This window comes from Variovorax sp. GW821-FHT10D07, assembly GCF_059415325.1.
Genome location: NZ_JBWKMZ010000012.1, coordinates 162,650 through 188,705, shown reverse-complemented (window position 1 = coordinate 188,705; position 26,056 = coordinate 162,650). Strand labels below are relative to the sequence as shown.

At 70.4% G+C, this 26,056-nt stretch carries 28 protein-coding genes; 12 read left to right on the top strand and 16 right to left on the bottom strand.

The features are described from left to right. Window positions 1-136 precede the first annotated feature (136 nt). A complete protein-coding gene (locus AC07PU_RS30060) occupies window positions 137-541 on the top strand; it encodes a RidA family protein (RefSeq protein WP_495321981.1) in 405 nt (134 codons plus the stop codon). Here the strand turns inward: AC07PU_RS30060 and AC07PU_RS30055 are convergent. The 3 genes from AC07PU_RS30055 to AC07PU_RS30045 all read right to left on the bottom strand — a co-directional run bounded on the left by AC07PU_RS30055 (window position 536) and on the right by AC07PU_RS30045 (window position 3,219). Next, window positions 536-1,537, bottom strand: a complete 1,002-nt coding sequence (locus AC07PU_RS30055; protein ID WP_495321980.1) for a phosphotransferase enzyme family protein — start codon at window positions 1,535-1,537, stop codon at window positions 536-538. The two genes, AC07PU_RS30060 and AC07PU_RS30055, sit on opposite strands and share 6 nt — an antisense overlap. 63 nt (window positions 1,538-1,600) lie before the next feature. Next, window positions 1,601-1,954, bottom strand: coding sequence for a hypothetical protein (locus tag AC07PU_RS30050; RefSeq protein ID WP_093353290.1), 354 nt, complete (start codon window positions 1,952-1,954; stop codon window positions 1,601-1,603). A gap of 38 nt (window positions 1,955-1,992) precedes the next feature. Further along, window positions 1,993-3,219, bottom strand: coding sequence for a YbfB/YjiJ family MFS transporter (locus AC07PU_RS30045; protein WP_495321979.1), 1,227 nt, complete (start codon window positions 3,217-3,219; stop codon window positions 1,993-1,995). A gap of 100 nt (window positions 3,220-3,319) precedes the next feature. Here AC07PU_RS30045 and AC07PU_RS30040 point away from each other — a divergent pair, with 100 nt between their 5' ends. From AC07PU_RS30040 to AC07PU_RS30030, 3 genes are all read left to right on the top strand, one after another. Beyond that, window positions 3,320-4,291, top strand: coding sequence for a LysR family transcriptional regulator (locus AC07PU_RS30040; protein WP_093353285.1), 972 nt, complete (start codon window positions 3,320-3,322; stop codon window positions 4,289-4,291). 126 nt (window positions 4,292-4,417) lie between these two features. Beyond that, on the top strand, window positions 4,418-5,179 hold the full coding sequence (locus AC07PU_RS30035) for an SDR family NAD(P)-dependent oxidoreductase (RefSeq protein WP_093353282.1): 762 nt from the start codon (window positions 4,418-4,420) through the stop codon (window positions 5,177-5,179). An 11-nt stretch (window positions 5,180-5,190) separates the two neighbouring features. Next, the gene (locus AC07PU_RS30030) at window positions 5,191-5,433 is read left to right on the top strand and encodes a tautomerase family protein (protein ID WP_057593911.1); all 243 of its coding nucleotides are present in this window, start codon (window positions 5,191-5,193) and stop codon (window positions 5,431-5,433) included. A 31-nt stretch (window positions 5,434-5,464) separates the two neighbouring features. Here the strand turns inward: AC07PU_RS30030 and AC07PU_RS30025 are convergent, their stop codons facing one another. Further along, window positions 5,465-5,722 carry a hypothetical protein gene (locus AC07PU_RS30025; protein ID WP_395352988.1) on the bottom strand — a complete coding sequence of 86 codons (258 nt, stop codon included), beginning with the start codon at window positions 5,720-5,722 and terminating at the stop codon, window positions 5,465-5,467. A gap of 340 nt (window positions 5,723-6,062) precedes the next feature. Here AC07PU_RS30025 and AC07PU_RS30020 point away from each other — a divergent pair, with 340 nt between their 5' ends. After that, window positions 6,063-7,532, top strand: coding sequence for a hypothetical protein (locus AC07PU_RS30020; RefSeq protein WP_495321978.1), 1,470 nt, complete (start codon window positions 6,063-6,065; stop codon window positions 7,530-7,532). On the opposite strand, the gene AC07PU_RS30015 is transcribed toward AC07PU_RS30020, so the two are convergent. The 5 genes from AC07PU_RS30015 to AC07PU_RS29995 are packed head-to-tail and all read right to left on the bottom strand — an operon-like array spanning window position 7,529 to window position 12,210. After that, entirely contained in the window at window positions 7,529-8,023 is a 495-nt protein-coding gene (locus AC07PU_RS30015) for a nucleoside deaminase (protein WP_093355497.1), read from the bottom strand. The two genes, AC07PU_RS30020 and AC07PU_RS30015, sit on opposite strands and share 4 nt — an antisense overlap. A 5-nt stretch (window positions 8,024-8,028) precedes the next feature. Continuing rightward, complete coding sequence (locus AC07PU_RS30010; protein ID WP_495321977.1) at window positions 8,029-9,300, bottom strand: cyanate transporter; 1,272 nt, start codon at window positions 9,298-9,300, stop codon at window positions 8,029-8,031. After that, the gene (locus AC07PU_RS30005; RefSeq protein ID WP_495321976.1) at window positions 9,297-10,499 is read right to left on the bottom strand and encodes an amidohydrolase family protein; all 1,203 of its coding nucleotides are present in this window, start codon (window positions 10,497-10,499) and stop codon (window positions 9,297-9,299) included. The genes AC07PU_RS30010 and AC07PU_RS30005 overlap by 4 nt, the downstream gene beginning before the upstream one ends. A gap of 26 nt (window positions 10,500-10,525) precedes the next feature. Then, complete coding sequence (locus AC07PU_RS30000; RefSeq protein ID WP_495321975.1) at window positions 10,526-12,001, bottom strand: sodium:solute symporter family protein; 1,476 nt, start codon at window positions 11,999-12,001, stop codon at window positions 10,526-10,528. Further along, window positions 11,998-12,210, bottom strand: a complete 213-nt coding sequence (locus tag AC07PU_RS29995; RefSeq protein ID WP_495321974.1) for a DUF3311 domain-containing protein — start codon at window positions 12,208-12,210, stop codon at window positions 11,998-12,000. The genes AC07PU_RS30000 and AC07PU_RS29995 overlap by 4 nt, the downstream gene beginning before the upstream one ends. Window positions 12,211-12,376: 166 nt before the next feature. Between AC07PU_RS29995 and AC07PU_RS29990 the strand changes: the two genes are divergently transcribed. From AC07PU_RS29990 to AC07PU_RS29980, 3 genes are all read left to right on the top strand, one after another. Continuing rightward, window positions 12,377-13,141: a GntR family transcriptional regulator gene (locus tag AC07PU_RS29990; protein WP_495321973.1), complete on the top strand. Its 765-nt coding sequence runs from the start codon at window positions 12,377-12,379 to the stop codon at window positions 13,139-13,141. 63 nt (window positions 13,142-13,204) lie between these two features. Continuing rightward, complete coding sequence (locus AC07PU_RS29985) at window positions 13,205-14,146, top strand: DMT family transporter (protein ID WP_495321972.1); 942 nt, start codon at window positions 13,205-13,207, stop codon at window positions 14,144-14,146. A gap of 4 nt (window positions 14,147-14,150) precedes the next feature. Further along, window positions 14,151-14,459: a DUF1272 domain-containing protein gene (locus AC07PU_RS29980; protein ID WP_495321971.1), complete on the top strand. Its 309-nt coding sequence runs from the start codon at window positions 14,151-14,153 to the stop codon at window positions 14,457-14,459. On the opposite strand, the gene AC07PU_RS29975 is transcribed toward AC07PU_RS29980, so the two are convergent. Genes AC07PU_RS29975 through AC07PU_RS29965 form a run of 3 tightly spaced genes read right to left on the bottom strand, consistent with a single transcriptional unit; the run spans window position 14,456 to window position 17,175 of the window. Beyond that, window positions 14,456-14,830, bottom strand: a complete 375-nt coding sequence (locus AC07PU_RS29975; RefSeq protein WP_495321970.1) for an AtuA-related protein — start codon at window positions 14,828-14,830, stop codon at window positions 14,456-14,458. The two genes, AC07PU_RS29980 and AC07PU_RS29975, sit on opposite strands and share 4 nt — an antisense overlap. A gap of 4 nt (window positions 14,831-14,834) precedes the next feature. Beyond that, complete coding sequence (locus AC07PU_RS29970) at window positions 14,835-16,196, bottom strand: acyclic terpene utilization AtuA family protein (RefSeq protein ID WP_495321969.1); 1,362 nt, start codon at window positions 16,194-16,196, stop codon at window positions 14,835-14,837. Between the two features lie 13 nt (window positions 16,197-16,209). Then, complete coding sequence (locus tag AC07PU_RS29965; protein ID WP_261211392.1) at window positions 16,210-17,175, bottom strand: Bug family tripartite tricarboxylate transporter substrate binding protein; 966 nt, start codon at window positions 17,173-17,175, stop codon at window positions 16,210-16,212. Window positions 17,176-17,327: 152 nt separating this feature from the next. On the opposite strand from AC07PU_RS29965, the gene AC07PU_RS29960 reads away from it, so the two are divergent. Further along, entirely contained in the window at window positions 17,328-18,314 is a 987-nt protein-coding gene (locus tag AC07PU_RS29960) for a LysR family transcriptional regulator (protein ID WP_208512094.1), read from the top strand. On the opposite strand, the gene AC07PU_RS29955 is transcribed toward AC07PU_RS29960, so the two are convergent. From AC07PU_RS29955 to AC07PU_RS29945, 3 genes are all read right to left on the bottom strand, one after another. After that, the gene (locus AC07PU_RS29955) at window positions 18,301-19,290 is read right to left on the bottom strand and encodes a Bug family tripartite tricarboxylate transporter substrate binding protein (protein ID WP_495321968.1); all 990 of its coding nucleotides are present in this window, start codon (window positions 19,288-19,290) and stop codon (window positions 18,301-18,303) included. The two genes, AC07PU_RS29960 and AC07PU_RS29955, sit on opposite strands and share 14 nt — an antisense overlap. Window positions 19,291-19,301: 11 nt before the next feature. After that, on the bottom strand, window positions 19,302-20,381 hold the full coding sequence (add, locus tag AC07PU_RS29950) for an adenosine deaminase (RefSeq protein ID WP_495321967.1): 1,080 nt from the start codon (window positions 20,379-20,381) through the stop codon (window positions 19,302-19,304). Between the two features lie 71 nt (window positions 20,382-20,452). Next, entirely contained in the window at window positions 20,453-21,403 is a 951-nt protein-coding gene (locus tag AC07PU_RS29945) for a LysR family transcriptional regulator (protein ID WP_093355531.1), read from the bottom strand. A gap of 157 nt (window positions 21,404-21,560) precedes the next feature. Between AC07PU_RS29945 and AC07PU_RS29940 the strand changes: the two genes are divergently transcribed. Continuing rightward, a complete protein-coding gene (locus AC07PU_RS29940; RefSeq protein WP_495321966.1) occupies window positions 21,561-22,439 on the top strand; it encodes a TorF family putative porin in 879 nt (292 codons plus the stop codon). A 24-nt stretch (window positions 22,440-22,463) separates the two neighbouring features. Here AC07PU_RS29940 and AC07PU_RS29935 read toward each other — a convergent pair whose 3' ends face one another. Next, window positions 22,464-23,471, bottom strand: coding sequence for a Bug family tripartite tricarboxylate transporter substrate binding protein (locus tag AC07PU_RS29935; protein WP_093355536.1), 1,008 nt, complete (start codon window positions 23,469-23,471; stop codon window positions 22,464-22,466). Between the two features lie 118 nt (window positions 23,472-23,589). On the opposite strand from AC07PU_RS29935, the gene AC07PU_RS29930 reads away from it, so the two are divergent. Together AC07PU_RS29930 and AC07PU_RS29925 are read left to right on the top strand one after the other, a co-directional pair. Then, the gene (locus AC07PU_RS29930) at window positions 23,590-25,257 is read left to right on the top strand and encodes an MBL fold metallo-hydrolase (protein ID WP_495321964.1); all 1,668 of its coding nucleotides are present in this window, start codon (window positions 23,590-23,592) and stop codon (window positions 25,255-25,257) included. Then, window positions 25,254-25,970, top strand: coding sequence for an RNA pseudouridine synthase (locus AC07PU_RS29925; protein ID WP_495321963.1), 717 nt, complete (start codon window positions 25,254-25,256; stop codon window positions 25,968-25,970). The genes AC07PU_RS29930 and AC07PU_RS29925 overlap by 4 nt, the downstream gene beginning before the upstream one ends. Window positions 25,971-26,056 lie beyond the last annotated feature (86 nt).

The window sequence follows — 26,056 nt, the reverse complement described above, 5'->3', positions numbered from 1 at the left end:
CCACCCCTGCCGACGCGACGAGGCCGCTGCCTCTGTCGGGCTGGGACGAGGTCGGAAACTGCAGCTGCCTGGACCGTGTCGAGGCCGCGCCCGATCCGGCCGGTGGCCGCTCTCCGGAACCCCACATCCCTTTGCCATGACGGAACGACAACTCATCATCCCCGCCTCGATGCAGCGCCTGGCCGAACGCGCCGGCTACGCGCCCGCCGTCAAGGTCGGCGCCACGGTCTACTGCGCGGGCCAGGTCGGCCGCACGCCCGAACTCGAAGTCATCGCCGACCCCGAGGCGCAGTTCGTCGCGGCCTGGGACAACCTGCGCACGGTGCTGGCCGAAGCCGGCTGCGGCTTCGAGGACGTGGTCGAGATGACCACCTACCACGTCGACATGGCCACCCACATGCCGGTGTTCCGCGCGGTGAAGGACCGCCTCTTTCCGCGCGGCCAGTGCGCCTGGACCTGCATCGGCGTGCACTCGCTCGCGCACGCGGGGCTGCTGGTGGAGATCAAGTGCGTCGCGGTGGCGCGCAACGGCCGGTCATAGCGGCAGCTCGAGCGTTTGCCATGCGCGCAGCATGGCGGTCTGCTTGTGCAGGTAGTCGGTCGGTATCGACTGCGATCCCCAGTCGGGAATGCGCGCCGCGTATTCGCCCAGCAGCCAGAGCTGCCGCACGGCCATGAAACGCGGAATCGCGGCGAGGTCGACATCGGCGATCGGCCGCACTTCGCGATAGGCGCCGATGAAGGCCAGCCATTGGGACCTGGCCTTCTCGCTCATCACGCCATCGGGCATGCGCGGATACAGGCTCCACGGATACACCGCGAGTTCGTAGGCCAGGTAGCCGGGGCCCGCTTCGTCGAAGTCGAAGAACAGCGCCCGGCGCTGCCCCTTCGCATCGGCCGCGATGAAGTTGTTGTAGCCGTGCGTGTCGCCATGGCACAGCACGCGCGAGAGTTCGCCGAAGGCCAGGATGTCGTCGGCGAGGCGACGGCCTATCTCCTCGTACTGCGGGCGCAGCTCGGCCGTCATGGTCGATCCGCGCAGCAGGGCTTCGAGCGGACGGTGCAACAGGTGATCGAGATCGAGGGTGTAGGCGCTGGGCGGACCGCCGTAGCTTTCGCCCGCGGCATGCAAGGCAGCCAGCCCATGCGCGAGCAGCGCGATGTGCTCGACGCTGTCGCCGGTGGCTTCGCCTTCGAGGTGCTCGAAGAGCATCAGCGCGCGCGGTCCTTCGGGCAGTTGCACCCGGATCGCCGCCTCGCCATTGGCCGTGGGCAGGCAGCGCGCGACGGCACAACCGGCATCGGCCCAGTGCGCGAGCGCGGCTGCCTCGAAGGCGATATTGGGCCCGCCACGAAAGCGCTCGGGACTCAGCCGCGCCACCACGCGCCGGCCATCGGCGAAGTCCAGGCGGTAGCTCTGGTTGAAGCGTCCAATCAGGAATTCGCTCGCGACGACTTGGCCCAGGTCGTAGAAGGCCTGCACGAGCCTCGCGATGCTGGCGGCGGTCGGCGTCGATTGCGCGATATCGATCTGCATGGAGCCCCCGAAAGAAAGGGGCGCGATTATGCGGCGACGAACCTGCGGGGAAGCTGAAGGCTGTCAGCCCTGGCCGCCGGCATCGCCCACGGGCTTCACCGCCGCATCGGCCTCGAGGCAGGCCGCCTTCAACGCCTCGGCCACCGCATCGGGCGCATCGCGCAACTCGACGATGTCGCGCTCGCCCACGCAATGCCCTTCGAGCCGGATGTAGATGCGCTTGAAGTCGCCGCCCAGCGCCTTGGCCACGTCGCGCAGGCAGTCGGGCAGCGTGGCGAAACCGCTGTCGCGGTAGGAGCTCGGCGGGATCACGCCCTTGGAGCGCGGCGCGCGCACCGAGTAGCCGTAGGCCGCGCCCTGCTCCTTCAGCTCGACCACGGGCTGAAGGGTGCGCTCGACTTCCAGGGCTCGCTTCATCGCCCCAGTGTAAGAGCGATGCGCCGCGGGAATCCAGCTCAGGCGGCGGGGTGCAGCCTCCGCGCGACGATGTCGGTGACGAGCGCCAGCACGATCGCCACGCCGCCCACGGCAAACAGCAGCGCATACCCGCCGCCCGCGTGCGCGAGCAGCCACGACATTCCGTAGGCGCCACTGGCCTGCAGCACCGCGAAGCCGGTGGTGGCGCGGCTCCATGCGGGCTTCTGCATCGCGGGGTGATGCGCGAGCAGCTCCTGCACGCGGCCCAGCACCAGCGGCACGATGCCCGGCGTGAAGGCGCCGACCACGGCGCTCGACACGATCAGCCCGCCATGGCCGATGAGGCCGAACGCGGGCAAGGCGAGCGCCGCGGCCTGCAGCACAAAGGCGATGCGCAACGCGGTGGCGAAACCGACGCGGTCGGCGAGCCAGCCGCTGAGCACCGGCCCCACGAGCGCGCCGAGGCCGAACACCACCCAGTACTGCGCGCCGACCGCGAGGCCTTGTCCGAGGCCACGTGCGACGAAGTCGACGAGAAAGATCATGTGCGGCACGAGGCCCACGGCATTGAGCGAATAGGAGACGGTGAGCGCGCGCAGCGCGCCGGTGGCCGGCTTGCGTGCGGCGGCGGCGCGCGGGGTGGCCACGGGTGCCGGTGCGGCGGCGGGCCAGCCGTTCCATGCGAGCGCGGTGAGCAGCAGGGCCAGCAGCGCGAGGCCGAGCCAGGTCGCGCCCAGCCCCTGGCGCAGCAGCAGCGGCACCAGCGTGCCCGAGGCCGCGATGCCCAGGCCGATGCCCGCGAACACCAGGCCGCTCGCGAGGCCGCGCTGGTGCGGCGGGATGTGCGCGAGCACGGTGGGCGCGGCCAGCACCATGAGCGCGCCGCCCGAGATGCCCGAGACGATGCGCCAGCCGAAGAACCATGCGAAGTCCAGCGGCCAGGCGCAGGCCGCGAGCGAGGCGACGGTGGCGAGCATCATCGCGCGCAGCACGCCGCGCACCGGCCAGCGCGCCGACATCGGGCCACCCAGCAGTGCGCCCGCGAGATAGCCCACGAGGTTGGCGGCGCCGAGGTAGGTGGCGGCCGAGGCGTCGAACCAGTGCGCGTCGATGATGGCGGGCAGCAGCGGCGTGTAGGCGAAGCGCGCGAGGCCCAGGCCCACGAGCGTGGCGCAGAAGCCTGCGAGGATGGCGGGCCAGGTGGCGGCGGCGCGCGGGTGCGATGCGGTGACAGTGCGCGCGTCCGCACTGCGAGGGGTGGCCATGATGTGCTCCGGCGAATCGATGGATTCGATGCTACGGATTGCCGGTGCGCGAATGAATCCCTATCCTCGGGCATTCAGTATTTCGCGAGAAGGAAGAATCATGGACCGCATCGACGCCATGAAGGTGTTCGTGGCGGCGCTGGCCGAAGGCAGCCTCGCCGGTGCCGGCCGCAAGCTCGGCAAGTCGCCGGCCGCCGTGAGCCGCGCGATCGCCTTCCTCGAAGCCCACGTGGGCGCCGAGCTGCTGCACCGCACGACGCGCTCGATCCGGCTCAGCGATGCGGGCGAGCGCTATGCGGTGGCCTGCCGACGCATCCTCACCGACCTCGAGGAAGCCGACATCGCGGCGGCCGGCGAACGCTCGGCGCCGCGCGGGCGGCTCACGGTGACGGCCGCGGTCGCGGTGGGCGAGGCCCTGCTGCGGCCGATCCTCGACGCCTTCATGAACGCGCACCCGACGGTGTCGGTGCGGCTGCACCTGCTGGACCGCCCGGCCAACCTGATCGACGAGGGCATCGACGTGGCGCTGCGCATCGCGCACCTGGCCGACTCGACGCTGGTCGCGCTGCCGGTGGGCGAGGTGCGCCGCGTCACGACGGCCTCGCCGCGCTACCTCGCGAAGCATCCGCGCATCGCGGTGCCGGCCGACCTCGCCGAGCACCAGGTGGTGGCGATGACGCACTTCGGCATCGACTCGTGGAGCTTCCCGCCCGCGGCCGGCGTCGGCGGCGCCGGCACCATGCCGCGCACGGTGCAGTTCGCGCCGCGCTTCGTGGTCAACAGCCTGCGCGCGGCGGTGGCCTCGGCGGCCGAGGGGCGCGGCGTGCTGCGCTCCTTCTCGTACCACGTGGCCGACGAGGTGGCCGACGGGCGGCTGCGCATCATCCTCGCGCAGGACGAGCCGCCGCCGCTGCCGGTGCACCTGGTGGTGCCGCACGGCCGGCTGTCGGTGCCGAAGGTGCGGGCCTTCGTCGACTTCGCGCTGCCCAAGCTGCGCGCGGGCTTCGCGGACTGGTGCAAGGCCTGCGAGCCCAAGGCCGAGGCCCCGCGCGCCAAGCGTCGCAGCGGCTGATTCGCTCGAACAGCGGAAGAGTGATTGCCGAATCGCGGCCATTCACTCTTAGCTCGAGCGACTCCACACTTCCTTCCACGACGCCACCGCATCTTGCGGGGCGCAAATACCGGAAGGACATTCACCATGAGCACCCCTGATTCCCAAGGCGGCAAGGCCCGCACCGCCATCGTCACCGGCGCCAGCAGCGGCATCGGCTTCGCGATCGCGCGCCGCCTGCTGGCCGAAGGCTGGAACGTGGTCGGCAATGCGCGCAGCGACGCGCGGCTGGTCGAGGCCGCGCGCCAGTTCGGCGCCGGCGACCGCTTCACCGGCGTGGCCGGCGACATCGCCGATCCGCGCATCGCCACCGCGGTGGTCGAGCATGCGGTCACGCGCTTCGGCGGCGTCGACGCGCTGGTCAACAACGCGGGCATCTTCCTGGCCAAGCCCTTCGTCGACTTCACGCCCGAGGAGGTCGAGCAGCAGATCGCCACCAACGTGAAGGGCACGATCTACGCCTCGCAGGCCGCGGCGCGCCACATGATCGGCCGCGGCGCGGGCGCAATCGTCAACATCACGGCCTCGGTGGCGCTGCAGCCGCGCAGCAACGTGCCGGCCTTCATGGCGGTGCTGCTCAAGGGCGGGTTGAACGCGGCCACGCGCGCGCTGGCGCTCGAACTCGCGCCGCATGGCGTGCGCGTGAACGCGGTGGCGCCCGGCATCATCGACAGCCCGATGCATGCGCCCGAGACGCACGGCTTCCTCAAGACCCTGCAGCCGGCCGGCCGCCTGGGCACGGTCGACGAGATCGCCGACGCGGTGCTCTACCTGGTGAACGCGGGCTTCACGAGCGGCGCGGTGCTGCCGGTGGATGGCGCGGGCAGCGCGGGCAACTACATCGGGTGAAGGAGAACGCCATGCCCTACGTCAACGTACGCATCACGCGCGACGGCGTCACGCGCGCACAGAAGGCCACCGTGATCGCCGAGATCACCGACACGCTGCAGCGCGTGCTCGGCAAGGACCCGCACCTGACCCACATCGTGATCGACGAGATCGACACCGACGACTGGGGCTATGCGGGTGAGACGACGACGGTGGTGCGCGCGCGGGAGGCGGCGCAAGCGAAGGAAGCGGCGGGCCAGGCCCGTCAAGCCTGAGCCGCCGCCGCGCGGGATCGAGGGACGCGGATCAGCCCGCGTTCTTCAGCGACTGCTTGGCCTTGTCGGCCGAGGCCTTCGAGCGGTTCTTGTGATAGCCCGACTTCACGTTGTTCACGGCCTTGCCGACCGGGCCGCTCTTCTTGGCCTTGCTGTCGGCCTGCTTCTCGTCGATCTTGTGCTGGGCCGCATCGGTCGCCTCGGAGGCGGCCTTGCCGATCTGCGCGTTGGCGGTGCCGGCGGCCAGCAGGGTCAGCGAAGTGGCGAGTGCGAGCAGGGTCTTGTTGATCATGGGAAGGATCCTCCAAAGGTTGTCGATGAACCGATGGTGATGCCTTCGGCGTGCGCGGCCTGTCGGCGACAGCCGCGTATCGCTGGGCGGGCTGCCCTACAGCCTCGCCCCTTTCCGGACCGAGCGCGAGCACGACGGCGGCATGGATGAAGTGTTGCCCGAAACCGGCGCGCGAAGCCCGCCGACTCGATCGACATCTGTGCATTGCATCGATCCCAAAGTGATATTCATCAAGGAATTAATCGCCACATTGTTGCGTTGGTGATTCTCGCTTCGGGTCTGATCGCATCGTCAGGAAAGCACCGCCTGGTTTGAATTCCCATGGGAATGCGGCGCAATGGTGCGTCGTTCGCGGGCACGGATTTTGCGCAACCCGATTGCAGTTTCTGCACACATCAACATCAGGGAGCTTTTTCACATGACCCACGAAAGCGAAGCCGATCCGGATCAAGCGCATGCACAGGGAACGCGCCGCCGTTCCCTCCTGAAGGCCGGCCTGGCCCTTCCCCTCGGCACCAGCGCGCTGCTGGCCGCATGCGGCGGCGGAGGCAGCAGCAGCTTTTCGCCGGCGCCGGCACCGGTGGCCGTGGCACCACCACCCTCGCCCGCGGTGGTGCCGACGCCGCCCGTCGATCCGCCACCGCCGAGGCCGGTCGAAAAGGCGGTGAAGAACGTGCGCGTTCTCAACCTCCAGACGCCCTCCACAGCGCCACTCCCCGACCAGCGACTGAAGGACGAAGCCATCGAGACCTACACGCGGCGCGCGCTGCAGGCCAAGTTCAACCTGCTGAGCGATGCGCTGGCACAGGGCCTCCCAAAGAAGAGCGCGCCCACCGACCTCTGCTTCTTTGTGGTGCCCGAGTTCTTCTGGAACGTGAACTGGGATGCGGTGAGGAACGAGGAGGAGATCAAGGCCTTCTCGACCACCTGCGTGATCGAGGTGCAGAAGCACGTGCGCGCGCTGATCGCCTTGTTCCCGCAGGAGCAGTACGGCAAGCTGGCGCTGCTGCCCGGCACTTCGCAGGTTCTGATGAAGCAACTGGTCGAGCCTCCCGCGGCGCCGGCCCCGCAAGGCGGCCCGGTGAAAGACGAAAACCTTCCGCCCTACGAAGCGCTCAACTACGTGCTGGTGATCGACAACTTCAGCAAGGCCAACCCCGACGGCAGCCGGCCGATCGCGATGTGGCCCAAGCGCAATGTGTCATGGATCGACTTCGACACGGACGGGGGCACGCAAGTCCTGAAAGACGGCCGGGCCTACTGGAAGGTTCTGCTGGGCCACCTCGATATCCTCGTGCTGATGGAGTCGACCACCACCGCTGCCTACTACGCGGACGGCAAGCAGTACACGGGGTTCGACAACGACCCGCTGGGCGGCGTGCCCTTCGGCGTGGACGTGTGCCTCGACTACATGGCGTCGTACACCGAGAAGCAATACCTGCGGATGTCGCAGATCGAGGACACCAACTACATCATCGACTTCCTGCTCGCCGCCGGCATGACGGCCGATCCCGAGACTCACAAGTACCTGCCTTCGGTGCAGTACATCGTGCGAAACGACGGCTACTACGTAGGTGCCTGCGAGATCTTCCAACTCTCGGCGCCAACCACCAGCGAAGGCATCGCCAAGCGACCCGGCAACGCGCGCGTCGCGCAGACCGCGGTGGCGAATCTGGCGCCGAACACCATCCTCTTCGACGCCTACTTCGATGTCCATCCGCTGGGGCAATATCCCGAGATTCCCGACCTCCCGGACCTTCCCACCGAACCGCTGCCCTCGCCGTTCGTGCCGACGGCTTCGGCCTAAGCCGCGCGCCGCGTGGCCGCCCACTCGGCCAGGATCCGCACCGCCTCCCCATCCATCCTCTGCTCGGCTGGCAGCCTGCGCTGCGCGAGCGTCGCGCCCGACTCGATGCGCAGCGCCTCCACGTCGATCGGATGGCGCGCGGCCACGGTCACGCCGTCGAAGGCCTCGCCCGACTGCGCGAGCGAGGCCGCGTAGTAGAGCTGCGCGATGCCCGCGATGTGCATCGCCGCCACGCACATGGCGCAGGGCTCGCACGAGGTGTAGAGCTCGCAGCCCGAGAGGTCGACGCTGCCGAGCTTGCGGCAGGCGTCGCGGATGGCCTCGACCTCGCCGTGCGAGGTGGGGTCGTGGTGCGCGACCGAATGGTTGAAGCCCTCGCCGACGATGGCGCCGTCCTTCACGACCACGGCGCCGAAGGGCTCGGTGCCGGGTTCGTGCAGCGCCTGCGCGGACAGCGCGAGCGCGCGTTGCATGAAGCGTTCCTGGTACATGGTGTTCAGACCTTTCGGGTGGCTGCGCCTTCGGGCGCGATGGAAGAGGATGGCACGGCGCGCGGCGCGAACAGCTCCGCAGTGGCGGCGCCGTAGCGGCGCGGATCGAAGCGCAGCAGCAGCGGCAGCAGCACGAGCACGACGGCGCCGAGGTAGGCCCAGGCGAGCGCGAAGCCGCCGGTGTGCTCGCGCACCCAGCCGGTGACGAAGGGCGCGAGCGCCGCGATCATGAAGCCCAGGCCCTGCATGAAGCCCGCGAGCGCGCCGGCCTGCGCGGGGTCGGGCAGGTGGTCGAGCGCGAGCACCATGCACAGCGAGAACGCGCCGCCGAGGCCGAAGCCCAGCGCGAGCGCGATGGCCGGGGCCGGCACGGGGGCATGCAGCGCGAGCGCGCAGAAGCCCGCGAGCTGCGCGGCCAGCGTGAGCGCGAGCCAGGGCCGCAGGTCGCGCCCGCGGCTGCGCGCGATGGCGGGCATGGCGAGCGCGCCCACCACCTGCGCCAGCGTCATCAGCGCGAGCACCGAGCCGCCCTGCTGCGCGCTCCAGCCCTGCTGGGCATAGAAGTGCGGCAGCCAGGCCACGAGGCTGGTGTAGCCGCCGTTGACGAGGCCGAAGCAGATCGCCAGCAGCCAGGCGCGCGGGCTCGCGAAGCAGCGCAGCCACGAGAGGCCGCGGCGCGGTGCATCGGCCGTGAATTCCATGCGCCGCATGTTGAGCCAGTACAGCAGCGCGAAGACCGCGGGCAGGGCCCAGATCGCGAGGCCCGCATGCCAGTCGGGATGCGCGCCGCCGAGCGCCTGCGCGACCCAGGGGCTGGCGATCGCGCCGAAGCCGCCGCCGCCCATGATCGCGGCCGAATAGAGCCCGGTCATCACGCCGATGCGCGCCGGATAGGCCTGCTTGACCACGCCCGGCATCAGCGCCTGCACGAGGCCGACACCAGCGCCCGCGAGCGCCGCGCTGGCGAGCAGCGGCGCCGCGCCGTTCGCTCCGTAGCGGCTCGCGCAGGCGAGCGCGATGGCCGCGAGGCCCAGCGCGACACCGGCGCGCGCGCCGATGCGCTGCCCCACGGCCGCGCCGCACAGCGAGGTGGCGCCCATCGCGAACATCGGCAGCACCGTGAGCAGCGCCACGGCATGGAAGCCGATGCCGGTGTCGATGCGAATGGCGCCGAGCAGCGGGCTGCTCGAGGTGAGGAAGGCGCGCAGGTTCAGCGCCACCAGCACGATCACGGCCGCGAAGGCGGTGCCGGCATCGCGGCGGACCTCCGCCTTCACAAGGCGGCCACGTCGTCCTGCAGCACGCCGTCGCGCGCCACGATGCGGCCGCCGGCCACCACGAGCCGGCGCACGGGGCGCTCCACCACGGCATGCGCCACGGTCTGCGCATCGACCAGCACCAGGTCGGCACGATCGCCGACGCCCAGGCCGTAAGCCTCGAAGCCGCAGCCGCGCGCGCCCGCGTGCGTCACGGTGTCGAGCGCGACCTCGATCTCGTCGTCGCGGCGCAGGTTGTAGCGCAGGCCGATGATCATCGCGCGCTCGAGCATGTCGGGCCGGCCATAGGGCGACCAGGTGTCGCGGATGCCGTCGTTGCCGCCGAGCACGGTCACGCCGGCCTGGCGGCAGGCCAGCAGCGGCGGCACGTTGCGCGAGGGCGGCGCGCTGGTGATCAGCACCACGCCGAGCTTCGCCATGCGCGCGAGCAGGGCCTCGCGCTCGCGCTCGCTCACGTCGCCGAGGCAGAAGCCATGGCTGATCGCCACCCGGCCCTGCATGCCCAGCGCCTCGGTGCGCTGCAGGATCAGGTCGAGCGAGAAGGCGCCCATGGCGCCGGGCTCGTGCAGGTGGATGTCGATAGCGCGCTGGTGCCGGTGGGCAATGTCGAACAGCACATCGAGCGACTTCACGGGATCGCCGTCGATGGCGCAGGGGTCGAGCCCGCCGAGCACGTCGGCGCCCGCAGCCATCGACCGGTCGAGCAGCTCGGCCGTGCCGGGTCGCGCGAGCAGGCCCGACTGCGGGAAGGCGACGACCTGGATCTGCTGCAGATCGCGCAGGGTCTCGCGCGTGCGCAGCGTGCCCTCGAGGTGGCGCAGGCCGGCCTGCGTGTCGACGTCGACGTGCGTGCGCAGCCGCGTGGTGCCGAGCGCGAGGAAGGCCTTGGCCAGCACCAGCGACTGCGCGGCCGCGTCGTGGCCGCTGGCATGGCGGAAGGCGCGCTCGTTCTCGATCTTGTCGATCAGGTTCGTGCCGACCTCGTTGCGATACCAGTCCAGGCCCCACATCGTCTTGTCGAGGTGGGTGTGGCCCTCGACGAGGCCGGGCAGCAGCAGCGCGCCGCGGCCGTCCTCGACGACGGCATCGGCCGGCGCGGCGAGCGCGGCGCCGAGCTCGGCGATGCGGCCGTCCTGCACCCGCACGTCGACCGGCGCGGCACCCAGCGGGCGAACATTGCGGATCAGGAGCGATGGCATGGGGATTCCTTTTGTTATCTGAAGCATCAGGCGGGTTGCGCCGCGGCCGCGCGCGGCGCCGGGCCCGGCGTGACCAGCGCCACGATCACGAACACCAGCGCATTGGTCGCGAGCGCCACCAGCCCGGTGTTGAGCGACTTGAAGGCCAGCGGCGCCGCGGGAAACAGCGTAGCGAGGTTCGCGCCGGTGGTCATCAGGAAGCCGAGCACCGCGCCGCCCGCGACGATGCCCGCGAAGGCCGCGTGCTTGTTGCCGAAGGGCTTCTTCATGAGGCTGAACAGCAGCGAGGGCAGCAGCTGCGTGAGCAGGCTCGAGGCGAAGATCGCCACCGCCACGATGGTGGTGCCGCCGCGCAGCACGAAGTACACCGCCACCAGCGCGAACAGCGGCAGCACGCCGCGCGCCACGCGCGACACCTGGCGGTCGGTGGCATGCGGCGCAAAGCCTTCCTTGTAGACGTTCTTGCCGATCACGGTGGAGGCCGTGAGCAGGATCATCGAGCCCGGCACCAGCGCCGTGAGCACGCCGGTGCCGCCGATCACGCCGACGAACCAGGGGTCGAAGGTGTGCTTGACGAGGCCGAACAGGGCCAGGTCGACGTCGGAGCCCTTGAGCCCCGGCACCTGCAGGATGGCCGCGAAGCCGACCAGGAACAGGAAGGCGATCACCACCTGGTACAGCGGCATCAGGATGGTGTTGCGGCGCACCGCGCTCGCGCTGCGCGCGGCATACACCGAAGTGAGGTTGAACGGGTAGAGGTAGTAGCCCAGCGCCGTCAGCAGGATGGTCGAGTTGTACCAGCTGAGGTTGAGGCCCTCCTTCGGGAATTCGAAGAAGCCCGGGTTGGCCGCGTGGATGGCGGTGAACATCGGCGCCACGCCGCCGTAGTAGTGCCAGGGCAGGTAGAGGCCGAGGAACACGGCGAGCGCGAGGATGAGCACGTCCTTCACGATGGCGATGCTGGCCGAGCCGTGGATGCCCGAGAACAGGATGTAGCTGACCATCACCAGCGTGCCGATCCAGATCGCCACCGGCGGCGCGATGGAGCCGTACGAGGCCTCCGAGACGATGATGCCGAGCCCGCGCAGCTGGATGGTCAGCAGCGCGACCATGCCGCCGAGCGCGACCACCGACACCAGCACGCCGAGCGGGCGGCTGTCGTACTTGTGGGCGAAGAAGTCGGAGAACGACACCAGCTTGTGCGCGGTGGCGTAGCGCCACACGGCCGGCAGCATCCAGAAGGCCATGAGGTAGGCCAGCCCGCCATAGGCCAGGATGTAGAAGGCCGGCGAGCCCTTGCTGTACGACCAGCCGCTGGCGCCCAGGAAGGTGAAGGTGGAGAACGATTCGCCCGCCATCAGCAGGAACACCATGATCGCGCCGAGCCCGCGCCCGCCGAGCGCCCATTGCTCCAGGCTCATGGTGCGGCCGCGCCGCGCCAGCACCGCGAGGGCCAGCGCGCCGACCACGAACAGCGCGATCACGCCGAGCGCGGCGTTCATCGCGCGTCTCCCCGCGTTGCCGGTGCGTCGAGGTCGCCCTCGGCGCGGTCGATGACCACCATGATCAGCGAGGTCAGCACCAGCCAGAGCACGTTCCACACCATCAGAAAGGGCATGCCGAGCACGAAGGTGGGCGCGACGGAGGACAGCCAGCCCCCACTGAAGAAGGCGGCGACCGGCAGCGCGGCCAGCCATTTGGCGGATTTCATGTGTGTCTCCGTTGTCGTGTGTGGTTGTGGATACCTGGATTTTTGGTCAACCATATTATTTTATTTTGGTTAACCAAATTTCCGCGAATGGTACGAAGCGGGCCGCACCGCGTCAATCCGGGGGCTTTCCCCGGGGTGGCGCGACGCAGGCAAAATCCGCCTGCCTATGCCCGCCACCCGCAAGCCTTCCGCGCCCGCACCCTCCCCCGAGCCCACCGACGCCGACGGCGCCAACGTGGACGAACGCGTCTATGCCGCCGTCTCCAAGGCGCTGCTCAGCGGCAAGCTGCGGCCCGGCACGCCGCTGCGCGAACGCGCGCTGGCCGAAGCGCTGGGCTGCACGCGCGGCGCGGTGCGCAAGGTGCTGGCGCGGCTGGGTTCCGAGAAGCGGCTGGTGCTCGAGCACAACCGCGGCGCCTTCGTGCCCAACCCCTCGATCGAGGACATGCGCGGCACCTACCGCGCGCGCCGCATCGTCGAGGCCGGGCTCGTGACCACGCTGTTCGGCCAGCTCGCGCGCGAGCAGGTGGCCATCCTGCGCAAGCACGTGCAGGCCGAGCAGAAGGCGTTCAAGGAAGGGCGGCGCGAAGACGCGGTGCGCCTGGCCGGCGACTTCCACCTGCTGCTGGCGCAGATGGCGGGCAGCGAGGAACTGCTCTCGTACATCGGTCGGCTGATCGCGAACACCGAGCTCTACAAGGCGCTCTACGACTCGGCCGAGGCCGCGAGCTGCGCGCCGCGCGAACACGAGCAGATCATCGATGCGCTGACCGCCGGCAAGTCGCTCGACAAGGCGCTGGCCGTGGCGCTCGAGCACCTCGACGAGCTCGAGCGGCGCGTGATCGCGGGCGCGGCGGCCGAGCAGGAGACCGACCTCGCGACGCTGCTCAACGGCGGCGCGGACGACCCGCACCACGGGCACGGCCACTGAGGCAGGCACGTTTCGGCCGCGGCCGAAGTGTCCGCGCGCGGCCTTCGCGATGATCGGCGCGCCATGCCGACCACCACCACCCTCGCCGCTTCAGCCAAACCCCGGGGCCCCGCCCTCGAATGGGCGCTGCTCGTGCTGCTCGCCACCTGCTGGGGCGCTTCCTACACCTTCATCAAGATCGGCGTCGCGACCCTTCCGCCGGTCACGCTGATCGCGGCGCGCACGCTGGTCGCGGGCCTGCTGCTGCTGGCCGTGCTGCGGCTGCGCGGCCTGCGGCTGCCGCGCGACGCGGCCAGCTGGCGCCGCTTCGCGCTGCAGGCCGGCCTCAACAGCGTGCTGCCCTTCACCTTGATCGCCTGGGCCGAGCGCAGCGTCGGCGCCGGCCTCGCGACCATCCTCAACTCGACCTCGCCGATCTTCATCTTCCTGCTGAGTCTGGGCCTGGCCGGTGCCGAGCGGCCCACGCTGCGGCGGCTGTTCGGCGTGGCGGCCGGATTGATCGGCATCTGTCTGATCGTCGGCGTGGAGGCGCTCGGCGGCCTCGGCCAGTCGCTGTGGGCTCAGCTCGCGCTGGTCGCGGCCGCGGTCTGCTACGGCTGCGCCGCGATGTTCGGCCGCGTGTTCAAGGGCCTGGACCCGATGCTGCCGGCCGCGGGCTCGCTCGTGAGCGGCGCCGCGCTGCTGCTGCCCGCGAGCCTGCTGATCGATCGCCCCTGGACCCTCGCGCCCTCGGCCGCGTCGCTGGCCGCCGTGCTCGCGCTCGCCGTGGTCTCGACCGCGCTGGCCTTCACGATCTACTTCCGGCTGATCCGCACCCTGGGCCCGATGTCGACCTCCGCCCAGGCCTACCTGCGCGTGCCGATCGGCGTGGCCATCGGCGTGCTGTTCCTCGGCGAGCGGCTCTCGCCCACCGCCTGGGCCGGGCTTGCGTGCATCATGGCCGGCGTGATCGCGATGACGCTGCCCGCGCGCGGCGCCATCCCCCTGCCCTTTCTCCGGAGATGAACCCATGCTCGAACTCAGGCCCAACTGCGAATACTGCGACAAGGACCTGCCGCCGAACGCCACCGACGCGCGCATCTGCAGCTACGAATGCACCTACTGCGCCGACTGCGCGCAAAACGTGCTGCACGACGTCTGCCCCAACTGCGGCGGCGGCTTCGCGCCGCGGCCGATCCGGCCGGCGACCGAAAGGCGGCCCGGGGTGTTCCTGGGCAAGCAGCCGGCGTCGGCGCAGCGCAAGCATCTGAAGTGGGAGCGCGACACGCTCGCGGACTTCATCGCCTCGGTGCAGGCGATTCCGCCGGCGCAGCGCTAGGGCGACGGGCCCGTCGCGGCAGGCAAGGCCGGAAAGCGTCGCCGCACCAGCGCTTCGATCTCCGGCGGCACCTCGATGTCGATGCGCAGGATCACGCTCGACATGGCCTTGCCGTAGTTGTCCAGCGCGAGCGTGCGCGAGACGCCGCCGGCCAGGGCGCCGTGCAGCACGAAGTTCATGCCGTGGATGTTGTCGGCCACGTGGCGGTCGACGCGCTCGGCCACCTTGTAGAAGACCTTGACCTTCTCGGCCGTCAGCTGCTCGACCAGGTACGGATGGAACGCGGGCTCGTAGGCGAACACGCCCACGTTGAAGATGTTGCCCTTGTCGCCGGAACGGCTGTGCGCGAGGTAGCGAAGCGGGATCTGCATGGTCTCAGCTTTCGATGGTTTCGAGCCTGAAGTCGATCGCGTCGCGATCCACCAGGGTGGACCACACGCCGATGACCTCGCGCGTGCGGTCGTTGAACGGCAGGCGCTTGCCGGTCGCGGCGATGCCCGACACGGCCATGCCGTCGACTTCGCCGCCGATCTTCTCGGCCATCTCGCGCGTGCGGGTGCGCGCGCAGACACGCACGGCCACCTCGTAGGGCTCGTGGTCCATGGGCGGCGATGCCTCGCGATGCACGGCGTTGACGCCCAGGTAGTCGATGCGCAACTCCTGCGCCTCCAGCCCGACCATGCGGAAGCGCTCCTTGAGCATGCGTTTGGCCAGCTCGGCGCGCGCCATCGCGCCCGGCCCCGCGTAGAAGAACCAGTCCTCGCCGATGAAGCCCTCCTTGCAGCCCATCGACACCTTGAGCGTGCGCGGCCGCGCGCGGCCGGTGGCGCCGCTGAAGCGCACGCGGTCCTCGCCGATCTCCTCGACGCGCGCGGTCAGGAAATTCACCACCACGTCGGGCGTCAGGTACAGCGACGGGTCGTGCACCTCGTAGAACATCTGCTCCTTCACCGTGCGCGCATCGACGCGCCCGCCGGTGCCCTGCACCTTGGTGATCACGGCATCGCCGTTGGCCGACACCTCGGCGATCGGCAGGCCGAGGTTCCAGGGATCGGGCACGTCCTTGAAGCCGGGGTCGCTGAAGTAGCCGCCGGTCACCTGCGCACCGCATTCCAGCAGGTGCCCGATGGCCGAGCCCTGGGCGATCAGGTCGACGTCGTGCGGCGACCAGCCGAAGGCATGGATCATCGGCGCGAGGAACAGCGAGGGATCGGCGACCCGCCCGGTGATCACGATCTGCGCGCCCTCGTCGAGCGCCTGGACGATGCCGTCGGCGCCCGCATAGGCCTCGGCCGAGATCAGGCTGGGGCGCAACGTCTCGAGTGCGGCGCCGCTCTCCATCACCGTGTCGGCGAGTTCGAAGATGCGCTGCGTCAGGTCGTCGCCCACCACGGCGGTGATCCGCACGTTGCGGTGGCCGAGCTCGGCGCAGATGCGCGCGGTGGCCTCGGCCGCCGCCACGGGATGGATCCAGCCGCCGTTGGTGATGATCCGCGTGCCCTGCGCCAGGCAATGCGGAAGCACGCGCCGCATGCGCTCCTCGAGCAGGGTCTCGTAGCCCGCGAAGCCCGGGTCGGCGCGCTTGCGGGCCTGGGCGAAGGACACGGTCGCCTCGGCCATGGTCTCGAAGCACAGGAAGTCGAGCTGCCCGAGCTTGGCGCTGACGACCGCCGGCTCGATCCGGTCGCGCCACCATCCCGAGCCGCAGCCGATGCGCACGCTGGTCTTGTTCCTCATCGCGTCCTCTCCCTCAATCGATCCGGATGCCCGCGTCCCTGATGACGCGCGCCCACTTCTGGTCCTCGGCCTTCAGGTAGGCGGCGAACTGCGCGGGCGTGTTGCCCACCGGGATCGCGCCCCAGCCGCTCAGCTTCTGCCGCACGTCCTGCATGTCGAGCGCGGCCCTCACGCCCTGGTTCCAGGCCTCGATGGCCGCGGGCGGCGTGCCCTTGCGCGCGAGCAGTCCGAACCATGCATTGACCTCGTAGCCCGGGAATCCCGCCTCCGCGAAGGTCGGCACCTCGGGCAGCGCCGGCACGCGCTGGCTGGTGGTGACGGCCAGGGCGCGCACCTTGCCCGCGTGGATCTGGGGCAGCGAAGCCGGCAGGTTGTCGAACATGGTGTCGACGTGGCCGCCGAGCAGGTCGGTGATCGCCGGGGCCGAGCCCGGGTAGGGCACGTGCATCAGCTGCACCTTCGCGAGGCTGTTGAACAGGGCGCCCGACAGATGGGGCGAGCCGCCATTGCTGGTCGAGGCGAAGCTCACGCCGCCGGGCCTGGCTTTCTCGGCGGCCACGAGGTCCTTGAGCGACCTGAACGGCGACGCCGCGCCCACCACCAGCACGTTCGGCGTGTTCACCACCAGCGTGACCGGATCGAAGTCGGTGTAGGCCACGCGGATCGACTTGTTGAGGTAGGGGTTGGTGATGGTCGAGAAGGTGCCCATCAGCACCGTGTAGCCATCGGCCGGCTGGTTCAGCACGGCCTGCGCGCCGATGGTGGTGGCACCGCCCGGGCGGTTCTCGACCACCACGGGCTGGCCGAACGAGGCGCCGAGCTTCTCGGCCAGCAGGCGCGCCACCAGGTCGGTGGTGCCACCGGGCGGCGTCGGCACCACGATGGTCAACGGCTTGGCGGGAAAAGGCGCCGCGAGCGCGGCGCCGGCCGACATCGCGGCCCAGGCGGCCGCGGCCAGCCACCGGTGCAGGATCTTCATCTGTCGTCTCCGTTTCGTTGTTCGGGCCGCTGCGTTCCCGCGGTCGTCGGTCTCGATACTGACCGGGCCGCCCTCGGCGCGCCAAGCGAAAGTCGGGCACTTCAGCTGTGAAGAATATTCACCGTGCCCGGCGCCGGGCCTACGATGGCGCGATGGAGAAACGACCGAACCAGATCGACCGGCTCAGCGACGTGGCGCTGTTCGTGCGGGTGGCGGAGCGCGGCAACTTCTCGATGGCGGCCAAGGACTGGCACCTGTCGCCCTCGACCGTCAGCAAGCTGGTGGACCGCCTCGAGGGGCGCCTGAAGGTGCGGCTGTTCGACCGCACGCCGCGCGCCGTGACCCTGACGCCCGCGGGCCGCATCTTCTACGGCAAGGCGCTGGCATTGCTCGAAGCGGCCGAGAGCGCGCAGAGCGCCGTCATGCAGGAACACGACGACGTGCGGGGAATGCTGCGCGTGCATGCGCCACCCGTGTTCGCGCGGCACGACCTCGCGCGGCTGCTGCCGGACTTCCTGGCTCGCCATCCGCAGGTGCGGGTCGAGCTCTTCGTCGGCCTCGACACGCCCAGCCTGATGCAGCAGGGCCTCGACGTGCTGATCCACTCGGGCCATCTGCCCGACTCCTCGATGGTGGCGCGGCAGCTGTCGACCGTGCGCTGGATCGTCTGTGCCTCGCCCGCCTACCTCGCGCGCCACGGCACGCCGCGGCGGCCCGAGGACCTGCTGCGCCACAACTGCCTCAACTTCGTGGGCCGCGAGGCCTGGAACCACTGGCAGGTCGGCGGGCCCGAGATGCCGCAGGAACAGCTCGCGATCGGCAATGTCTCGGCCAGCGACGGCGGCGTGCTGCTGGAGATGGCGCGTGGCGGCGCCGGCATCGCGCGCCTCGGCGACTTCCACGTGCGCGCCGACATCGACAGCGGCCGCCTCGTTCCGCTCTTCCTGAGCGAGGCCTTCGAGGAGGTTCCCGTGCTCGCGGCCTACCACCACCGCAAGCACCTGAGCGCGCGCATCCAGGCCTTCGTCGACTTCATGGCCGAGGCGCTGGAGGCGCGCAACCGGGACATGGATGCGTGGCTGGCGGCGCTCGGCGGATCGGCGGGGCGCTCCGCTCCCGACGCCGCTACTCGGCCTTGATGTTCCCCTTCGCGACGATCGCGCCGAACTTCGCGTCTTCGCCCTGCAGGAAGGCGGCGAACTCCTTCGGCCCCGCGCCCAACGGCGTGACGCCGCCCTCCTCGAAATTCCTGCGCACGCCCGGGTTCGCGAGCACCTGCGCCAGCGCGGCATGCAGTTGCGCGACGATCTGCGGCGGCGTTCCCTTGGGCGCGAAGATGCCCTGCCAGACCGACACGTCGGCGCCGCGCCATGCGGGCACGCTGGCCAGCGGCGGCGCTTCGGGCATGGCGGCCGAGGCGCTCTCCGCCATCACGCCGTACACGCGCAGCTTGCCCGCGCGCGCCTGCTGGATGACCATCGACAGCGGCAGCACGGCGAGGTCGAGCTGGTTGCCGCTGAGGTCGCTCACGATCTGCACGCCGGTGCGGTACGGTACATGGACCATGTCGACGCCGCCGCGCTGCTTGAGCAGCTCGCCGCCCAGGTGCAGCGAGGTGCCGACGCCCGAGCTCGCGTAGCTGTACTTGCCGGGCGCGGCCTTGAGGTCGGCATACAGCGCCTCGCTGGTCTTGGGCTGCAGCGCGGGCTTGCCGACCAGCGCCAGCGGCTGGGCACCGAGCAGCGTGACGGGCACGAGGTCGGCGAGGCCGTCGTAGCGCACGGTGGAGGGCGTCACCATCTTGGCGATGACGACGGTGCTCTCGACCGACAGCAGCAGGGTGTAGCCATCGGGCCTGGCGCGCACGGCCTTCTCGGTGCCGATGACGCCGCCGGCGCCCGACACGTTCTCGATCACCACCGGCTGCCCGACGCGCGTGGCGAGCTCGGGCGCGATCCAGCGCGCCATGACGTCGACGTTGCCGCCGGCACCGTAGGGCACGATCAGGGTGATCGGGCGCGCGGGCCATGCGGGTTCGGCGAGGGCCGTGGTGGCGCAGGCAGCGAAGGCCAGGGCGGCGAGCAGTGCGCGGCGGCGTGCGGTGTCGATGTGCATCGTGGGGTCCTTCAGTCGCGGTTCGTTTCCAGGGGAGCAGCCTGCTCGCGCTCGAGCACGGCGATCTCGCGTTCGAAGTCGGCGCGCAAACTGCGCTTCGCATCGTCGTCGAGCCAGCAGGCGTCGACGCCCGCAAGGCTGAAGGCGCGCGCCTGCTCCCAGCCCCAGCCGCCGCCCTCGAGCACGGTGGCGTAGGTGTGGCTGAGGTCGGTGTGGAACATCGCGGGGTCGTCGGTGTTGAGGCTGACCGGCAGGCCCGCGTCGACCATGCGCTTCACGCTGTCGAGCCGCCGCCGCTGGTTGCGCACCACGCTCGTGATGCCGCAGACGCAGAAATGCACGCCGCGGTCGCGCGCGCGCCGCAGGCCGTCGTCGCTGGCCAGCAGGTTGTAGCCATGGTCGAGCCGGTCGCAGCCCAGCAGGTGGATGCAGTCGTCGACGTTGGAAGGCGGCGCCTCCTCGAGCGTCTGGTTGTCCTCGCAGACATGGGCGGTGCGCTGGAGGCCTGCGCGGCCCGCGCGCTCGAACAGGGCCGCGAAGCTGGCGGGCGGGCCCGCGCGCTCGGGGCCGTCGAGGCCCACGCCGACGACGAGGTCGGAGCGCAGGCCGAGGATGTCGTCCATCGCGCGCTCGGCGCTGTCGAGCGGCAGGCCGCGGTCGAAGGAAGCGATCAGCAGGCCCGAGCAGCCGAAGTCCTGCCGCGCGGCGCGCAGGCCGGCCACCAGCCCCTCGACCTGCACGCGGTACGGCACGCCCGTGGGCATGAAGTACTGCGGGTTGAAGGACAGCTCGACATGGCGCGCGTTGCTGCTGCGCGCGGCGTCCTCCACGGCCTCGTAGGCCACGCGCTCGAAATCGGCGCTGCTGCGCACCGCCTGCGCCGCGATGCGCAGCACGTCGATGAAGTCGTAGAAGTCGCGGTAGCTGTAGAGCGTGTCGACCGGGCGCGGCAGCGGCAGTTCGTATTGGCGCGCGAGCGCGACCAGCGTGGCCGGGCGCAGGGTGCCGGCCAGGTGGAAATGCAGGTCGGTCTTGGGCAGCCGGGCGAGCAGGTCCGGGCGGACCGGCGCGGAGGAGGAAGGGGTGGACATGGACGGCGACGATAGCCACGCCCACCGCCCGCGCCCAGCACAGCGCTGTGCAGCAGGTTATGACAGCGCCGTCATGACCTGGGCCGGTGCGCCAGCTCGCGCGCGGCCGCCGTCAGCTCGCCGCGCAGCCAGCGCATGGCCTGGTTCTTGTGCGTGCGCTCGTGCCACACGAGGCGGTAGCGGTGCGGCTTGATCTTCGCGGGAAAGGGCACGATCGCGAGCGGGTACTGGCGCGCGAAGTCCTCGGCCAGCAGGCGGCCGGTGGTGAACACGAGGTCGGTGCGCGCGAGGATGGCCGGCGCCATGCCGAGGAACTGGGTGTGCATCGCGGTGTGGACCGACACGCCGAGCTCGGCCAGCTGTGCATCGATGATGGTGCCCTGCCCCGGCACGTGCTCGAGCGAGGACAGGTGGCGCGCGCGCCGGTAGTCGTCGAGCGTCATCGGCGCCCTGGCCAGCGGATGGCCCTCGCGCACCAGGCAGACCATGGGTTCGGTCAGCAGGCTGGCGGCGCGCAGGTGACCAGGCAACTCGGGCCAGATGGTGATGACCATGTCGACCTCGCCATCGGCGAGCTGGCGGTAGTGCTCGAAGCGCGAGCCCAGGCCGCGGATCACCACGTCGCACTCGGGCGCCTGGCGCGCCACGCGCTCGGCGATGTCGGCGAAGAACTGGCGCGGCAGGAAATCGTAGGTCGCAATGCGGAAGCTCTGGCGCAGCTCGCGCGGCTCGACCGGCCCGGCCTCGGCGGTCAGCAGCGACATGTCGGCCAGGATGCGCCGCGTGGGCACGGCCAGCGCCTGCGCGCGCTCGGTCAGCACCATGCGGTTGCCCACGCGCACCAGCAGCTCGTCGCCGGTGAGCTGGCGCAGCACCTTGAGGTGGCGGCTCAGCGCGGACTGCGCCACGCCGAGCTTGGCCGCGGCCTGCGACACGCTGGCCTCGCTCAGCAGCACGTGGAGCGAGCGCAGCAGCGATTCGTCCAGTCGGCGGTCATGCTCGCCGGTGTCGGGCAGGGACATGGTGTTCGGGTCGAAGAGGGAGGCGGTAGGTCCGCGGGCAAGGGATTCTGCCCGTGCGCCGCATGCGCAATTTTTGCGCCGCGGCCCGAAGTCTTTACACGGCTTTGATACGCCCCCTCCTACGCTGTCGCTCTTCCTTCATCCCCGAGCTCTCTCGATGCAAAGATCGATCCGCGCCGCCTCCTCGGCACTCGCCCTCCCCACCCTGATCGCCGCCGCCTTCGCGCTGCCCGGCGCGGCCTTCGCGCAAGCGGCCGGCGATGCGCCAGCACCGGCCGCCTCGCCGGTCACGGCCAACATCTCGCTGACCACGAACTACAAGTTCCGCGGCCAGGACCAGGACATGCTCGGCAGGAACGACTACGCCAAGACCCGCGGCGCCAAGCCCGCCGTCCAGGGCGGCTTCGATTACGCCTTCGGCGACAGCGGCTTCTACGTCGGCAACTGGAACTCCAGCGTCAACTGGCTCAAGGGCAACAGCGTCGAGGTCGACCTGTACGGCGGCTACAAGTTCAAGGCCGGCCCGCTGGACATGGACGTCGGTGCACTGACCTACATCTACCCGGGCAACTCGGTCGGCAACACCACCGAGCTCTATGGCGCGGCCACCTATGCCAACGAGAGCCTCGGTTCCTTCACGCTGAAGTACTCGCACACGGTGTCGAAGGACTACTTCGGCTTCGCCGGCAACAAGCTGGGCTCGGGCCTCAAGGGCACCAACACGGGCTACCTGAACCTGTCGTACAGCAAGGAGATCCTGCCCAAGGTCACGCTCAAGGCCGCGGTGGGCTACACGGCCCTGTCGAGCGACATCCGCAGGAACACGGCCTACAAGAGCTATGTCGACTACAACGTGGGCGCCAGCTACGACTTCGGCGGCGGACTCACGCTCGCCGGCTCGGTGCAGGGTGCGAACCAGAAGAACGCGTACAACGCCGCGGCCGGCCCGCTGTACGACTTCGGCTTCTACACCGTGCAGCAGGTCTACTCGCCGAACAAGCCGCGCTTCATCCTCACGCTGGCCAAGACGCTCTGACGAAAGCGCCGGCGGCCGTCGGCATCAATCGATGCTGATGTTCGCCGCCTTCGCGACCTCCGCCCACTTCACGCGGTTGTCGTGCACCGTCTTGCGGAACTGCGCGGGCGTCTCGATGCGGATGGTGTTGCCCTGGCTCTCGAACTTCTCGCGGATCTCGGGCTGCTCGAGCACCGTCTTCACGGCGGCGTTGAGCTTCTCGACGATGCGCGCGTCGGTGCCCTTGGGCGCGAAGATGCCGAACCAGATCGAGCTGTCGAAGCCCTGGGTGCCCGGCAGGCCGCTCGAGGCGATGGTGGGCACTTCCTTCACCGCGGCCACCGGCGTGGCGGTGGTCACGCCGAGCAGCCGCACCTTGCCAGCCTTGTAGTGCGGCAGGATGGTCTGGACCTGGTTCATGATGCAGCAGGTCTCGCCGCGCACCACCGAGGTGATGGCCTCGGGGCCGCCCTTGTAGGGCACGTGGACCATGTTGAGCCCCAGCCGCGCATTGAACTCGGCGAAGGCCATGTGGGTGCCGGCACCGTTGCCGGTGGAGGCGTAGTTGTACTTGCCGGGGTTGGCCTTGACCAGCTCGACGAATTCCTTGAGCGTCTTCACGTTGATGACGTCGGGGTTGATCGTCAGCACGTTCGACACGTCGAGCACCGGCGCCACCGGCACGAAGTCGGCCTCGACGTCGAAGGGCAGCTTCTTGTAGAGCGCGGCATTGCTGCCGTGCGTCGCGGCGGTGCCGAACGACAGCGTGTAGCCGTCGGGCTTCGCGTGGGCCACGTACTCGCTCGCGATGTTGCCGGCCGCGCCGGAGCGGTAGTCGATGATCACGGGCTTGCCGAGCTGGCGCGTCAGCGGGTCCTGGATGGTGCGGGCCACGACGTCGACGCCGGAGCCGGCGGGAAAACCCATGATCAGCGTTACGGGCTGTTGCGGCCAATCGGCCTGCGCATGCGCCACGGGCGCGATCGACGCGCACAATGCAGCGGCCGTCAGCAGCGCGCGCAGGTGCCGGCTCGGGAAGTGGAAAGGGGGCATGGCTGTGGTCCTCGGTTCGGGCGGTGCAGGCCCGGATTCTGGCGCGATGCTCATACCTGCTTCGGCATGTGCTTATGCGCGACACACCTCCGGCGCGCCGGCTCTCCATAATCGCCCCATGGTTCGTCCCACACAACATATTCATCCCCAGCGCGAACCGGTGGCGGTGCGCGCCGCGGCCACCGTGCTGCTTTTGCGCGATACCGCGGCCGGCATCGAGGTGCTGATGACGCGCCGCTCGGCCACCGCCAGCTTCGCGCCCGGCGCCTACGTCTTCCCCGGCGGCCACATCGACGCGGCCGACGAGGTCGCCGCGCGCACGGCCGCGCGCCGCCCCACGCAGAGCCCGCTGCAGGCCACCCAGGCGGTGGCCGCGATCCGCGAATGCTTCGAGGAGCTCGGCGTGCTGCTCGCGCACCATGCCGACGGCCGCCCGGCCGGTTCCGAGGACATCGCCGCGATGGACCGCGACGGCCACGCGGCCGTGCCCTTCGCCGAGCAGTGCGCGGCGCGCGGACTGGTGCTCGAGGCCGACCGGGTGTTCACCTTCGCGCACTGGATCACCGACCGCGACCTGCCCAAGCGCTTCGACGTGCCCTTCCTGGTGGCGCGCATGCCCGAGGGCCAGGAGCCCTCGGCCGACGAGAGCGAGCAGTTCGAGCCGAGCTGGGTGCGCCCGGCCGATGCGCTCGCGCGCCACGCGGCCGGCAGCTTCTTCATGATCTTCCCGACCGTGCGCACGCTGCAGCGCATGGCCTCCTATGCCAGCGTCGACGCGGTGCTGGCGGCCTGCGCGAGCGAGCAGCCGCTGTGGACCAGCTGCCCGCGCGGTGGCTTCGTCAACGGCCGCGACGAGCGCTACATGGAGAACGACCCGCCCTTCGGCGAGCTCGCGCTGGTCTGCCCCGACGGCCAGATGCTGCACTCGCTCGACTGGAAGAGCGATGCACCGGTGGCGCTGCTGAAGAACGTGCAGCGCCTGACCGCGCCCAACCCGGGCGCGATGACCGGCCCGGGCACCAACAGCTACATCGTGGGCGACGCGGCCACCGGCCACATCGTGATCGATCCGGGCCCGAACGACCCCGCCCACATCGAGCGGCTGTGGCAGGCCGCCAGGGGCGACATCCGCATGATCGTCTGCACGCATTCGCATGCCGACCATTCGCCGGGCGCGGCGCCGCTGCAGGCGCTGGCCGGCGCCGCGAAGCCGCCGATCCTGGGGCTGTCGTCGGCGCCCACGGCGCGCGCGAGCGCACGCTTCTCGGCCGAGCGCGAGCTGGCCGACGGCGAACGGCTGGCGCTCACGGGCACCGATGCCGAGGGCGCGGCCCTCACGCACACGCTGCGCGTGGTCCACACGCCGGGCCACGCGGCCAACCACCTGTGCCTGGTGCTCGAGGAGGACGGGCTGCTGTTCTCGGGCGACCACATCCTCAACGGCAGCACCACGGTGGTCGATCCGCCCGACGGCGACATGACGGCCTACCTCGATTCGCTCGACAAGCTCGACGCGAACTGCGAGGCCGGCGGCGTCGAATTCATCCTGCCCGCGCACGGCCACGTGATCGGCTTCGCGCGCACGGCCATCGCCTACCTGAAGGCGCACCGCCTCAAGCGCGAGGCCAAGATCGCGGCCGCGATGCAGAAGCTGCCCGAGGGCACGCCCGAGCAATGGCTGCCGCTGGCCTACGACGACGTGCCCGAGCGGCTGTGGCCGGTGGCCGCGCGCTCGCTGGCGGCGCACGTGGCGCGCATCCGGCAGCAGGCGGCCGTCGGCTCATGAGTGCGCAAGACAGGCACGACGCCGAAGGCATCCGCCTCGCCAAGCGCGTGGCCGCGCTCGCGGGCTGCTCGCGCCGCGAGGCCGAGCTGCTGATCGAGAACGGCGCGGTGCGCGTCGACGGCCAGCCGGCACTGTTGCCGCAATCGCGCGTGCAGCCGCACCAGCAGGTGGAGATCGAAGCGGGCGCGCGGCCCGAACCCGTGCTGCCGGTGACGCTGCTGCTGCACAAGCCGGCCGGCCTGCGCACCGAGGAAGCGCACACGCTGCTGGTGGCCGCCAACCTCGCCCCCGCGCACGGCACGCCGCGCTTCCTGCCCGCGCATGCGCGCGGCCAGCAGTGCATGACGCCGCTGGAGACCGGTGCCAGCGGCCTGGTGGCGTTCACGCAGGAATTCCGCATCGAGCGCAAGCTGCACGAGGACGCGGCCGTGATCGAGCACGAGATCATGGTCGACGTGGCCGGTGCCGTCTCGCCCGAGCAGCTCGCGCGCTTCGAGCGCACGCCCGCGCGCGTGAGCATCGGCCGCCAGACCCCCGAGCAGACCGGGCTGCGCTTCGCGCTCAAGGGCGCGCAGCCGGGCCAGGTCGCGCACCTGTGCGACCGCATGGAGCTGCGCATCCTCGCGATGCGCCGCATCCGCATCGGACGCGTGCCGCTGGCCGGCCTCGCGCCCGGCCAGTGGCGCTACCTCGCGCCGCAGGAACGCTTTTGACGACGAAGGCTTCGCGCGCCCGCACCGCATGTTCGCGGCCTGCTTTTTTCAGCCAGCGGCTTCGCGCCGCCGACAGGAGACTCCAG